Origin of the sequence: Streptosporangium sp. LJ11 (assembly GCF_051918945.1) — a bacterium.
In the GTDB taxonomy this organism is placed as follows: domain Bacteria; phylum Actinomycetota; class Actinomycetes; order Streptosporangiales; family Streptosporangiaceae; genus Streptosporangium.
Genome location: NZ_JBPXMB010000007.1, coordinates 177,320 through 189,222 on the forward strand (window position 1 = coordinate 177,320; position 11,903 = coordinate 189,222).

Sequence of the window (11,903 nt, forward strand, 5' to 3'; positions counted from 1 at the left end):
ACTTGACATTAGCGTACAGCATAGAGAGAGTGAACACCGATAACTCATAGGTGTCCTGTCCACGAGCAAGAGATGGTTTCTCTAAGTTGGGACGCGTTGCCGACGGCCGGCACCAGCGGAGCGAGCAGGAAATCGAGGTGTCATGGCAGTGACGCGAACTGATGTGATGACCGGAATCGGGCGTTCCGACGCACCGGCCGAGGTGCCCGCGATCGAGATTCGCGGCCTGACCAAGGTGTACGGCGGCTCCGACAAGAAGGCCGTCGACGACGTGTCCCTGTCGGTCCCCGCGGGCACGGTCTTCGGCTTTCTCGGCCCCAATGGCGCCGGCAAGACCACGACGATCAAGGTCCTCGCGGGTCTGCTGTCGCCCACCAGCGGCGAGGTCCTGCTGAACGGCTTCGACGTCACCCGCCGCCGGGCCGCGGCGATGGAGCAGTTCGGCGCGGTCCTGGAAGGTTCCCGCAACGTCTACTGGACGCTGTCGGCCATGCAGAACCTGGTCTACTTCGGCCGGCTGAAGGGCATGCGCACGGCCGAGGCGCGTTCCCGGGGCGAGGAACTGCTCAAGGGCTTGGGACTGTGGGATCGCAAGGACGAGAAGGTCGGCGGCTACTCCCGCGGTATGCAGCAGAAGGTGGCGATCGCCGCGGCGCTCATGGCCGACCCGCCGATCGTCCTGCTGGACGAGCCGACTATCGGCCTGGACGTCGAGGCCACCCGGACCGTCAAGGAGTGGGTGCACGCGCTGTCCACCGAGCAGGGCAAGACGATCCTGCTGACGACGCACCAGATGGACGTGGTCGAGCAGCTGTGCGAACGGGTCGCCGTCATCCGCAAGGGCAAGGTCGTGACCGACCTGCCGACCGAGCGCCTCCTGGCCGGCGCCCGCCAGCGCGACAAGTACGAGATCAGGATCGAGGGCGACGGCGAAGGCCTGAGCCTGCCCGACGGCTTCGTCGTGACGCCGGGCGAGGAGACGACGCTCATCACCGGACGCCTCGACGATCCGCAGGACCTCTACCCGCTCGTCGAGCGCCTGCGCGTGCGGGGTATCGTCCTGCAGTCGCTGACGCAGGTCCAGCCGGAGCTGGAGGACGTGTTCCTCGACCTGATCAAGGAGACGCCCCATGAGTAGCACCGTGTCCACAGCCGGCGCATCGCGCGTGTACGTCCCCCCCACGACCCGCTGGCGGCTCACTCCCCGCTCGGGACTGGCCGTGCTCGGCGCCGAGGTCCGCAAGGGCCTGACCACGCAGCTGGCCCACCCCATCGCCCACCTCGTCATGGTGGTCTTCACCGCGACGGTGTATCTGGGCCTGCAGTACGTCATGGGCCAGGGCCAGATCCAGCGCGACCTGCTCCCGCAGACGCTCATCGGCATCAGCGGCTACTGGCTCCTGCAGTTCGCCAGCATGGTGATGGTCGCCGACCTCGTGTCGGAGAAGCGCGGCGGCACGTTCGCGGCGGCCCAGATGGCGCCGGCGCCACTGTGGCTGGTCATGGGGGGCAGGCTGATCACCGCGTCGATCATGGGTGTGGTCGTCGCGGTCGTCGCCACTCTGGTGCCGATGCTGGTCACGGGTGTGACGATCCCGCTGCAGTGGGCGGCGCTCGTTCCCTACGCGCTGGTGCTGATCAACGTGCTCGCGTTCACCTTCATGCTGGCCGCCTTCGCGCTGAGCTCACCGATGATCGGCGTCCTCCAGACGATGCTGACCTCCATGGTGATCCTCATGAACGGTGCCGTGCTGCCGCTCTCCTTCTTCCCCGACTGGCTGGCGGTGGTGGCGCGGCTGCTGCCGACCACGATCGGCGTCGAGGCGACCACGAAGGTTCTCTTCCAGGACAAGTCACTCAGCGACATCTGGTCCGACGGCACCCTGCCGTGGCTGATCGCCTACACGGCCGCTCTCGCGCTACTCGGTTGGTGGATCTTCGTCCGCAACCACCGCAAGGCCTTGGCCGAGGGCCGGCTCGGCCAGTACTGAAAGCGGAGACGATCATGAGCACGCTCACCACGACCGCACGGCCCGCTCCCGGGGCCGCACCCTCCCGCTCCCGCACCGCCACCTTCGTGAACGGCTTCGGCAACGAGGTCCACAAGGGCCTGATCGGACTGAGGTCCGAGTGGCGCGGCACGCTGATCCAGATCGTGATGTTCGGGCTGTTCTACCTGCTCGTCGTCATGTTCATGGGGCGGGGACAGCTCCGCGCCGACCTGCTCGTCACCGGCCTGCTCGGCATGGTGCCGCTGACCTTCATCCACGAACAGGTCAATCGCTCGTTCTGGAGCTACCTCGGCGACATCCAGTCCGGCACGCTCGAGCAGACCTACCTCACGTCGCTCCCCTCCTGGGTCGTCCTGCTCGGCCGCCAGGTCGCGTCGGTCGTCGGGGCGCTGCCGTACGCCCTCGCCGTGTTCGTGACCGGGTTCGTCGCCATCAAGGTCAACCACGCCGACATGCCGTTCGACGTGCAGGCGCTCGTGCCGATGGCGTCGATCGTCGTCGGCACGTGTGGCCTGGCGCTGATCCTCAGCGGCCTGACCCTGGTGTACAAACGCGTCGAGGTCGCCACCCAGATCTCGATCGCGCTGTGGTTCGTCGCCGGCGGCACCTTCGTACCGCTCGTCAGCATGCCCGACTGGGCCGCGTTCCTCAGCCGCGCGTTCATCCCGATCGCCCCCGGCATCGAGGCGATGCGTGAGATCCTGCTGAAGGGCCGTTCGCTCACGGGCCTGCACGACGGATGGGGCCTGACCTGGGTCCTCCTCCAGCCAGTGCTCCTGCTTCTCGCCGGAATCGTGCTGTTCATCGGCCTGGAGCGGGTGGCCAAGCGCCGCGGCACCCTCGGCCGCTACTGAGAACGGCAAGCACAACCGCCACGCGGTGTGCGGCCGGGGATCACGGCCGCACACCGCTTCGCGCTTTTCCTACCCCTGTGCCGGAACCGCCGCCCGCTGCCTGCGCCCGTACACGAGACGCCGGAGCAGGGCATCGAGAGGACCGCGACGCCCGGCGCGCTCCAGGAGCGAGGCGACCATGACGCCCGTGAGCCAGACGCCGAGGGCGAACAGAGCCGCGCCGGTGGCATGGATCTGGTCGCCGATGTTCAGCGTGTAGCCAGCCAGGAAGACGGTGAGCAACGACGTCTGCAGGACGTAGCAGGTCAGTGACCGGCGTCCCACCGCGGAGATCGCGCGGAACACCGGCCCCGCCTCCCCGCCGCGTTCCTTCCGGCGCGCGCTGATCAGCCCGAACACCGCCACGTACGCGAGACCGCCGACGAAGCCGGTGACGATGTCGACCGTAGTGATCAATCCCGTGACCAGCCCGCTCGGATGCCACAGGTCCGCGGCGACGAGGGCGATCGGAAACGCGCCGGCCATCGAGATCGGCAGGCCGACGAGAGCGACGCGCCGCAGCACCGCGCGGTGCCGGACGGGGTCGTCGAGGTAGCCGCGCCTCGCGGCGATGGCTCCCACGAGGATCGCCGGGAGGATGGGCCATCCGATCATCACGTGGATGTCGGCGAAAGGCGCCTCCTGCAGCCGCGCGAGCACCGCTTCGCCGTAGTCCCGCGCCCAGAGCGTTCCGCGGAAGCTGTTGCCGTGCGGGTCGTTCGAGAAGGCGAGCGCGATCGACAGCAGCGTCGCCACCACGACCGCGACTACCCCGGTGACGACGACGGCGACGTTCAGCGTGCGTCCTCCACGCACGATCACCCATCCGATCACGATCGCGGCCAGGCCGTACGGGCCGAGGATGTCGGAGGGGAAGATGAAGCAGAAGTGGATGTAGCCGAACAGCAGCAGGAACAGGCCGCGGCGGCGCAGCAGCCGGGACGCCGCCTTCGCCGTGGCGCCGGCGGCCAGTTGGCGGGTGACCATCATCGCCATGCCGAAGCCGAAGAGCGCGGCGAACATGGGATAGGCGCGGTTGTCCATGACGATGACGCCGGCGAAGGTGACCGCCCGGTCGAGTGCGGAGCCTCCCACCGGGTGGTTCATCAGTACGGACTCCTCCGTACGCACGTAGAGCGATGCGTGCGCCAGGGCGATCAGCAGCAGCATGAACCCGCGGGCGACGTCGGGCGTGGCGGCGCGTTCGCCGCCGGTCACCGGCCCTCTGAGCGCGGCGGTGCCGGATGCCGGTGTCTGCGGCGATGTCGATGTGACGTCCATCGCTACGACCTCGCCGCGGTGCCGGCGAACACGTGCGCGGACGCCGGCGTCGCACCGGCGGCGATCGGCCTGGCCGGCCCGGCGATCACCGCCGTCAGCCGGGACAGTCTTCGGAACATGTCACTCCTCCTTGATGCCGAGTTGGCGGGGTCGCCGCGCGCCGCTGGGCACGGGACGCTTCGGGTCACAGCCGTCCCTTCGCCTCGAGCTCACGGCACAGGTCGTAGTCCGGGAGCAGCCCCATCGCCTCGGCTTCGGCGAGCGTGGGGGCGGCCCGGTCACGATCGGACATGAACGTCTCGATGTCCGAGGGGATCGGCAGGTTCAGCGCCGGATCGAGGGCCGACACGGCCAACTCGTTCTCGGTGACGTAGCTCTCGGACATCAGGTAGGACATCACCGTGTCGTCGGTCAGCGCGACGAACGCGTGGCCCACCCCGACCGGGAAGTACACGGCCCGGAAGTCCTTCTGGTCGAGGCGGACGGCGTCCCAGCGGCCGAACGTCGGCGACCCCACCCGGATGTCGACGACGATGTCGAGGGCTTCGCCACCCGCGCAGTAGACGTACTTCGCCGAGCCGGGCGGCGTCACCGTGAAGTGCACACCGCGAACGACACCCTGGCGAGACTTGCTGTGGTTCGTCTGCGTCACCGGAAACAGCCGCCGCCCCACCGCCTCGGCGAAGGCGGACTCCTGGAACGGCGAGACGAAGAGACCCCGGTCATCGGGAAAGACCTGCGGCGTGAACTCCCAGGCGCCGGCGACGGCGAGGCTGCGTGACTTCATGTCATCTCCGCAATGCGACGGGAACGATGGTCGTCGGGTTCAGAGGCCGGCCAGCACGTCGCGCAGCGCATCGATGACCTTGTCCTGAAGGTCACGCGGCAGCGACGGGTACATGGGCAGAGAGAAGATCTGTCCGGCGAGCGACTCGGTGACGGGAAGCGACCCCTCCGTGTAGCCGAGGTGCGCGAAGCCGGTCATCGTGTGCACCGGCCACGGATAGCTGACGTTCAACAGGATGTCGTAGGCCTTCAGCGCCTCGATGATCTCGTCACGGCGCGGATGGCGGACGACGTAGAGGTAGTACACGTGCTCGTTGCCGTCCGCGACCTCCGGCAGCACGAGATCGGTGCCGGCCAGGCCCTCGGCGTAGCGGGCGGCGACGGCCTGCCTGCCCGCCACGTACTCGGCGAGCCGGGCGAGCTTGCGCCGCAGGATCTCCGCCTGCACCTCGTCGAGCCGGCTGTTGTGTCCGGGTGTCTCGACGACGTAGTAGCGCTCCTCCATGCCGTAGTACCGGGCACGGCGCAGCCGTCGCGCGACCTCGTCGTCGGCGGTGATGACCGCTCCCCCGTCGCCGTACGCTCCGAGCACCTTCGTCGGGTAGAAGGAGAACGCGCCGGCGGCGCCCGTGGTGCCGGCGATCCGGCCGCCGCGGCGCGCGCCGTGCGCCTGCGCGCAGTCCTCCAGGATCACCAGGCCGTGCCGGGCCGCGAGCCGTTCGAGGGACTCCAGGTCGGCGCACTGACCGTACAGGTGCACCGGCAGCAGGCAACGCGTGCGCTCGGTGATCGTCGCGGCCACCTGGGAGGTGTCCATGAGATAGGTGCCGGGCAGCACGTCGACGAACACCGGGGTGGCCCCCACCGCGTCGATCGCCACGACCGTCGGCGCCGCGGTGTTCGAAACGGTGATGACCTCGTCCCCGCGTCCCACCCCGAGCGCCTGTAAGGCCAGTTTGAGGGCGTTGGTGCCGTTGTCGACGGAGACGCAGTGGGCGGTGCCGTGGTAGGCCGCGAACTCCTTCTCGAAACCGTACATGCTCTCACCGAACACGAGCCGGCCGGAACGGAAGACACCGTCGACGGCGTCGAGGATGTCCTTGCGCTCGTTCTCGTACTCGCGGCGGTAGTCCCAAACGAGAGTGGTCACGGCTGCCCTGCCCTTTCGAGTGCGCCAATGAAGAGACCTCTCCCGGAGGGAACGGTCTCGATGAACTCGGACACGAATCCGGCGTCGCGCAGCGCCTGCTCGTAGGTACCGCGGGGAAACAGCTTGTGCGAGTACGTCTCGGCGAAGTGGCGGGCACCCGACTCGTCGGCGACGACGTAGTGGACGGTCATCAGCGAGGCGTCCTCCCCGTCTCGCCTCGTGTGCGACACCCGCGCGATCACGTGGTGGCCGGGTTCGAGGACATCCGCCGCGACGTATCCGTCCAGGAACGTCTCCGGGAACCACCACGGGTCGATCACCGCGATGCCCTCCGGCGTCAGGTGCCGCGCGAAGCACCTGAGCGTGGCGGTCAGCTCGTCGGCCGATCGCTGATGCGCGATCGCGGTGAACATGCACGTCACCGCGTCGAAGCGGCGCCCCAGGTCGAACGAGCGCATGTCCGCGACGTGCAGGGCGGCCTCCGGGTTCCTGGCCCTGGCGATCTCCAGCATCGGCTCGGAGATGTCCAGCCCCTCGACATGGCCGAACGTCCTGCCGAAACAGGCGAGGTGGGCGCCCGTCCCGCACGCGACGTCGAGGAGGGACACCGCCCCGGGCCGGCGGGCGAGGATCACCTTGGCCACGTACTCGGCCTCGGCCTCGTAGTCCTTTCCACGCAGGGTGTAGACAGCGTCATAGATCTCGGCGAATTTCGGACCGTACATGCAGCGCCCTTTCAGCGGTGGCCGATCCGTTCCACGGCGAGGGCCGTGACGGTGCGCTCCAGCGCGTCGCGCAACGCCACCCTCGGACGCCACCCCGTGACGGTGCGGAACGGTGAGGAGTCGATGGTGACGCCGGCGAAGTCCGTGCGCGGGGAGCCCGGCGGCGGCTCGACGCAGACGACGGGCACCGGCGGCCGGCCCGTGTGACCGGCCACGATCTCGGCGACGGCGCGGAACACCTCGCCGAGCGGGTCCCCGCGTCCGGCCCCGAGCAGCCAGTGCCGGCCCGCCAGCTCGCAGGGATGATCGAGGGCGGCGACGAAGGCGTCCGCGATGTCCTCGACGTACACCAGGTCGCGCTTGACGGTGCCGTCGTGCCACATCGTGATCCGCCCGTCGTCGAGAGCCCGCCGGATCATGAAGGCTACGACGCCGCGGTCCGGCACCGGCCCGTGGCCGAACACGGTGGGCAGCCGCAGGGTGACGCCACGCAGGACCCCTTCGGCGGTGGCGCCCTTCAGCAGCGTCTCGGCCGCCAGCTTCTGACGGTCGTACTCCGTCTCGGGGTGGTCCGGCTCGCTGCCGTCGATCGCCCTGTCGGGCGGCACGCCGATCTGCGACGCCGCGCCGGCGTACACGACCAGCGGGGGCCCGCCGTCCCGTCCGCCGACCGCACCGTCGCGTACGGCCGCGATGAGGTTCCGCATCACACCGACGTTGACGCGTTCACACTCCGGGTCCTTGTCCGCCGCCCGCCAGCCTCCGCTGTGCGCGACCAGGTGGATGACCGCCGCCGACCCGGCGACGGCGCGGCGCACCTCGTCGGGCACGGTCAGGTCCGCCGTACGGATCTCCGCCTCGGCGATCCCGGCATCGGGCACGACACTCGGCCTGCGGGCCACCGCGCGCAGGCGGAGGGGACGGCGGGCGAGTGCGGCGACGAGCGCGGAACCGACGAAGCCCGAGGCCCCGAGCACGGTGATCAACGGCCGGGTCCGCAACGATCCGGACGTCGTGTCAGGGTGTGTTCCTCCCGGTTCGAGGTGCGGTGGGAGCCCTTCGGGCGGGCGCCCCGTCACCGGACCGGCCCAAGCAGCAGTGCGTTGACACAGGCCAGCAGGCTGCGGGCCTGGACGTTGACGTAGTGGCTGTGGGTCAGCAGCTCGGCGAACTGACGAAGCGTCATCCACCGGAAGCCGGGGTGGTCGAACCGCTCGTCGGTCTCCACGACGAGGTGCCGGTGCATCGAGGCGAGGAACCTGCCGCCCTCGTCGGAGAGCATCACGTCGGCGCGTATCCGGTCGGGCGGAGCCCCCAGCACCTCGTCGAGGAAGACCGGACGGGCCGCCGCGGGAAGGCAGTCGTAGTTGCCGGGGGTGCACTGCACGGTCGGTGCCAGCTCCGCCACGTCCAGGAGGCCAGGTTCGACGCGCAGGTTCACCAGCAGGTGCAGGACGCCGTCGATCCGGGTCACCAGGAACGCGACGAGCCCCGGCTGGCGCGTCTCGATCATCGGCTGGGACCAACCCCTCACCTCACGACCGGATGCCTCGACCTTCACGCCGACGACGTCGAAGAACCGGCCGGTCTCATGGGTGATCCGGTCGGCGCCGACGTGCCAGCGGGCCAGCCCGGACAGCGCCGTCCGTTCGAGACGCACATCGGTTTCGCTGCGTAACTCGGTGATCCAGCCGAGGATGTCGCCGGTCGCGTGCATACCCTCCCGGGTGTAGGAACGGACGAGCGCGGCGGTGAAGTCGTCGGGGACCTCCGGGAGCCTCCTCGCGAGCTCGGCACGGTGAAAGGGAAGGCAGGCCAGGACGGTGCGCGCGTCCATGTTGACCACGTCGTCGACGGCGAGCATCGCGTGGACCTGGCCGGCGGTCATCCAGCGGAAGCCGTCCCGGGATTCGACCTCGGTGTCGTCCCCCACCTGGACCACCATGTTGCGGTTGCGCTTGCGCAGCGTCCACGCCCCGTGCTCGGACTGGCGGACATCGGCGATCACGTGATGCGGGGCCGTGTCGGTGAAGTACTCCAGGTAGGGCACAGGCCGGCCCTGATGCACGCGGGTGAAGTTGCTCCGGGTCGCCTGGACGGTGGGCGCCAGCTGGACGCCGTCGCAGTTGCCTGGCTCGTCCTTCGCCTGCATGAGGAAGTGGAGAACGCCGTCGATCTCCTTGCCGAGGATGCCGAGGATGCCGACCTCGGGCTGGTTGATTATCGGCTGGTCCCAGCGCGGCACGACCGCGCCCGGCATATACACCGCCAGACCTTCTATCCGGAAGAATCCGCCGGTTCGATGCCCGATGGCGCCGATCGCCGGATCCATGCTCCAGTCGGCCACGCTCTCCAGCGGAACGCGCTCGGCATTCGCATAAACACGGCTTCTAACGGCGCGCAGCCAATCTTCGACGTCCTGCTGCTCGCGAACGGCGTCGGATGAACGCCGCATTGCTTCCGCGAGACCGTCCGGTGCGCTCCGTGCCGCCTGCGTGAGAACCGGAGAAACGGCGAAAAGGTCTGTCATGGCAGCTCTCGCTTCGGCGATCGGCGGCTCCCGGCGGTGAATCCCGTGGACCACGTCGGACACCACGCAGTCGCCCTTCGTAGTGAGTTACGTTCGCACAGGTAAACGCGGTCGGGCGTCTCCCAGATTGCGCATCTCTCCGGCACTTCCACCATGGCGTGTCTGTTTCCGCCGAGCGTGCCGGCCACCGGCGCTCCTCCCGCCGGAGCAATACAGGCGAAGACAGTGTCAGCGCGGATGCCGCAGACTCTGGTCATGACCTTCCGCGGCGGGGTCGCTCATGGTTCGGGCCCAAACACCGGCCCCTGTCGAAATCTGCAGCGGAAGACGTCGCTTCGCTCGGGAAGCGTCTCGCCCCGGCGGGATGTCTCGTCATATCTGGGGGTGCCGTGAAAGGCCTCGTGCTGTCCGGAGGGACGGGCTCCCGGCTACGCCCGTTCAGCCACTCGATGGCGAAGCAGCTCATTCCCATGGCCAACAAGCCCGTACTCGTGCACATCGTGGAGAACCTGCGCGCGATCGGGATCTCCCAGGTGGGAGTCGTCGTCGGCGATCGCGCCGAGGAGATCGGCGAGGTCCTGGGTGACGGCTCGGCGCTGAATGTGGAGATCACCTACATTCGGCAAGACGCACCACGAGGGCTGGCCGACTGCATGAAGGTCGCACGCGCGTTCCTCGGGGAGGACGACTTCGTCGTCTACCTCGGCGACAACATGCTCCCCGACGGGATCGCGGAGGCCGCGGCCGAGTTCCTCGCCGGCACGGCCGCCGCGCAGCTCGTCGTCCACCGGGTGGCGGATCCGCGGCCGTTCGGCGTCGCCGAAATGACGCCGGATCGCAGAGTCGTCCGGGTGACGGAGAAGCCGGAGGTTCCGGCCAGTGACCTGGCCGTACTCGGCGTGTACTTCTTCAGGCCCGCCATCCACGAGGCGGTCTGGTCGATCGGGCCGAGCAGGCGTGGCGAGCTCGAGATCACCGACGCGATCCAGCTGCTGGTGGAGAACGGCGGTGACGTACGAGCCAGCCTCTACACCGCCTTCCACGCCGACACCGGCACGGTCGAGGAGGCGCTGCGCTGCAACGCCGAACTGCTGACCCGGCTGGAACGCCGTGTGGCGGGCAAGGTCGACGAGGGCAGCGAGGTCATCGGACCCGTCGTGATCGAGCATGGCGCGCACGTCATCGGATCGCACATCATCGGCCCGGCGATCATCGGCGCCGGCACGGTCGTGGAGGACGCCTACATCGGCCCGCACACCTCCATCGCAGCGGACTGCGTGCTCGTGTCGGCGGGTCTCGAACACTCCATCGTGCTGGAGGGCGCCGCCATCACCGGCGTCCGGGGCATCCACGGCTCCATCATCGGCCGGGCCGCGTTGGTGGCAGCCGATGGCGGACATCACCGCCTGATGATCGGAGATCACGCCGACATCCGGTTACCGGCGACCTGAACGCCGCCCGCGCGGCATCGGTCGTCCGGCGCCCGATTCACTGCTCGTATGTCACTCGTCGGCCGGCGGCGCCGCGCCGCTGCCCCCTTCGCCGCAGCCACCGGGGGCGGGCAGGTCGCCGGGGTCATCGGTCGCACTGAAGAGCATCCGGCCCATGCTGGCCCGGCCGAACACGAACGTGATCACCTCGATGTCGGCGAGGGAGAGCTCGGCGAGGGCGATCGCCGCGGATTCCGGATCGCTGACATGAGCCGACAGCACGGCGGGGTCGCTCTCTCCGTGCACGCGCACCCCCAGCGTTTCGAACAGCAGCTGCTCGGCACGGAACCGGTCGCCGGGGTCGCGCAGCCGGATCCGGATGACGTCGGATTCCGAATCGGCGCGCAACTCCTCCACGCTGCCCTCGACGACGACGCGGCCGTGGTCGAGGACGGCGATCCGGTCGGCGAGCCGGCTGGCCTCGTCGAGGTACTGGGTGGCGAGCAGGACCGTCGTGCCCTCGGCCGCGAAGGACCGGACGACGTCCCAGACCCATTCCCGCGTGTACGTGTCCAGGCCGACGGTCGGCTCGTCGAGAAGCAGCAGGTCGGGACAGGAGACGATGCCCAGAGCGAAGTCCAGGCAGCGCAGCAGGCGGGGCGGGCACTCACTCGCTCTGCCATCGGCGAACCCCTCGCCGAAGACCTCGAGGAACCGGCTGACCCACACCTCGGGCGGTGTCCGGTGATGGCAGGAATGCCGGGCCCGCATGAGGAGATTCTCCCTGACCGTGAGGTTTTCGTCAATCAGGGCGGATTGTCCGGTTATACTGACGCGACCGCGTATCCGCTCCGCTTCCAGAACGACATCATGTCCGAAAATCCGCGCAATTCCCGCGCTGGGGCGTAATCGAGCGCCAAGGATTCGCAGCAATGTCGTTTTACCTGCGCCGGTATGCCCCAGCAACCCATAAACCAGACCGGTGTTCACATTGAGGTCCACGCCGTCGACCGCCCGCGCGGCGCCGAAAATCTTCACCAGATCGCGCGCCTGGACGGCCAGAGCGCTATGCGGGTCCAATATCGGCTCCTCTCCG

General features: G+C 68.8%; 11 protein-coding genes. 4 read left to right on the forward strand and 7 right to left on the reverse strand.

The features are described from left to right. The first annotated feature begins 148 nt into the window (after positions 1-148). The 3 genes from ACTOQ3_RS12915 to ACTOQ3_RS12925 are packed head-to-tail and all read left to right on the forward strand — an operon-like array spanning position 149 to position 2,866. Positions 149-1,138: an ATP-binding cassette domain-containing protein gene (locus tag ACTOQ3_RS12915; protein WP_440083624.1), complete on the forward strand. Its 990-nt coding sequence runs from the start codon at positions 149-151 to the stop codon at positions 1,136-1,138. Next, positions 1,131-1,991: an ABC transporter permease gene (locus ACTOQ3_RS12920; protein WP_440083625.1), complete on the forward strand. Its 861-nt coding sequence runs from the start codon at positions 1,131-1,133 to the stop codon at positions 1,989-1,991. The genes ACTOQ3_RS12915 and ACTOQ3_RS12920 overlap by 8 nt, the downstream gene beginning before the upstream one ends. 14 nt (positions 1,992-2,005) lie before the next feature. Then, the gene (locus tag ACTOQ3_RS12925) at positions 2,006-2,866 is read left to right on the forward strand and encodes an ABC transporter permease (protein ID WP_440083626.1); all 861 of its coding nucleotides are present in this window, start codon (positions 2,006-2,008) and stop codon (positions 2,864-2,866) included. A gap of 69 nt (positions 2,867-2,935) precedes the next feature. Here ACTOQ3_RS12925 and ACTOQ3_RS12930 read toward each other — a convergent pair whose 3' ends face one another. The 6 genes from ACTOQ3_RS12930 to ACTOQ3_RS12955 form a co-directional block, all read right to left on the reverse strand. Further along, positions 2,936-4,186 carry a DUF418 domain-containing protein gene (locus ACTOQ3_RS12930; RefSeq protein WP_440083627.1) on the reverse strand — a complete coding sequence of 417 codons (1,251 nt, stop codon included), beginning with the start codon at positions 4,184-4,186 and terminating at the stop codon, positions 2,936-2,938. A gap of 184 nt (positions 4,187-4,370) precedes the next feature. Next, positions 4,371-4,973 carry a dTDP-4-dehydrorhamnose 3,5-epimerase family protein gene (locus ACTOQ3_RS12935; RefSeq protein ID WP_440083628.1) on the reverse strand — a complete coding sequence of 201 codons (603 nt, stop codon included), beginning with the start codon at positions 4,971-4,973 and terminating at the stop codon, positions 4,371-4,373. 39 nt (positions 4,974-5,012) lie between these two features. Next, entirely contained in the window at positions 5,013-6,122 is a 1,110-nt protein-coding gene (locus ACTOQ3_RS12940; protein ID WP_440083629.1) for a DegT/DnrJ/EryC1/StrS family aminotransferase, read from the reverse strand. Further along, positions 6,119-6,847, reverse strand: a complete 729-nt coding sequence (locus tag ACTOQ3_RS12945; RefSeq protein ID WP_440083630.1) for a class I SAM-dependent DNA methyltransferase — start codon at positions 6,845-6,847, stop codon at positions 6,119-6,121. Before ACTOQ3_RS12945 ends, ACTOQ3_RS12940 begins: the two co-directional genes overlap by 4 nt. An 11-nt stretch (positions 6,848-6,858) precedes the next feature. After that, complete coding sequence (locus ACTOQ3_RS12950; protein ID WP_440083730.1) at positions 6,859-7,824, reverse strand: NAD-dependent epimerase/dehydratase family protein; 966 nt, start codon at positions 7,822-7,824, stop codon at positions 6,859-6,861. 98 nt (positions 7,825-7,922) lie between these two features. After that, positions 7,923-9,302 carry an NDP-hexose 2,3-dehydratase family protein gene (locus ACTOQ3_RS12955; RefSeq protein WP_440083631.1) on the reverse strand — a complete coding sequence of 460 codons (1,380 nt, stop codon included), beginning with the start codon at positions 9,300-9,302 and terminating at the stop codon, positions 7,923-7,925. A gap of 476 nt (positions 9,303-9,778) precedes the next feature. Here ACTOQ3_RS12955 and ACTOQ3_RS12960 point away from each other — a divergent pair, with 476 nt between their 5' ends. After that, positions 9,779-10,828 (forward strand): glucose-1-phosphate thymidylyltransferase, encoded by a 1,050-nt coding sequence (locus ACTOQ3_RS12960; protein ID WP_440083731.1) that lies wholly within the window; start codon positions 9,779-9,781, stop codon positions 10,826-10,828. A 51-nt stretch (positions 10,829-10,879) separates the two neighbouring features. On the opposite strand, the gene ACTOQ3_RS12965 is transcribed toward ACTOQ3_RS12960, so the two are convergent. Continuing rightward, entirely contained in the window at positions 10,880-11,887 is a 1,008-nt protein-coding gene (locus ACTOQ3_RS12965) for an ATP-binding cassette domain-containing protein (protein WP_440083632.1), read from the reverse strand. Between the last annotated feature and the right edge of the window lie 16 nt (positions 11,888-11,903).

Coding starts and splice junctions, on each gene's coding strand:
- ACTOQ3_RS12920 (WP_440083625.1), top strand. CDS start 1,131: ATGAGTAGCACCGTGTCCACAGCCGGCGCATCGCGCGTGTACGTCCCC.
- ACTOQ3_RS12925 (WP_440083626.1), top strand. CDS start 2,006: ATGAGCACGCTCACCACGACCGCACGGCCCGCTCCCGGGGCCGCACCC.
- ACTOQ3_RS12930 (WP_440083627.1), bottom strand. CDS start 4,186: ATGGACGTCACATCGACATCGCCGCAGACACCGGCATCCGGCACCGCC.
- ACTOQ3_RS12935 (WP_440083628.1), bottom strand. CDS start 4,973: ATGAAGTCACGCAGCCTCGCCGTCGCCGGCGCCTGGGAGTTCACGCCG.
- ACTOQ3_RS12945 (WP_440083630.1), bottom strand. CDS start 6,847: ATGTACGGTCCGAAATTCGCCGAGATCTATGACGCTGTCTACACCCTG.
- ACTOQ3_RS12955 (WP_440083631.1), bottom strand. CDS start 9,302: ATGCGGCGTTCATCCGACGCCGTTCGCGAGCAGCAGGACGTCGAAGAT.